Below are 230 nucleotides of genomic sequence, written 5' to 3'. Positions count from 1 at the left end.
CACGGAAGCCGGCCTCAGCACCCCCTCCAAGCAAGCCCTCAGCGATGAATATGTCGCCCTGCGTAAGCAGATCGACACCATCGCCAACAACGCCACCTTCGACGGCGTGAACCTGATCGCCGACACCGCCGTCAACTCGGCCTCGGTGAAGTCGATCGCCAACGCCGACGCTACCGCGACCATCGACATCGACCACGTCGACCTGTCGACCAAGAACACGTCGATCGCGA

General features: G+C 62.6%; 1 pseudogene. It reads left to right on the top strand.

Annotated features, from left to right (window positions below):
• Positions 1-230: pseudogene (locus tag ASE02_RS22595) on the top strand (flagellin); the annotation flags it as partial.

This window comes from Phenylobacterium sp. Root700, from assembly GCF_001429025.1.
GTDB lineage: Bacteria > Pseudomonadota > Alphaproteobacteria > Caulobacterales > Caulobacteraceae > Phenylobacterium.
The sequence above is the reverse complement of the archived record's forward strand: the minus strand, read 5'-3'. Positions and strand labels throughout refer to the sequence as shown.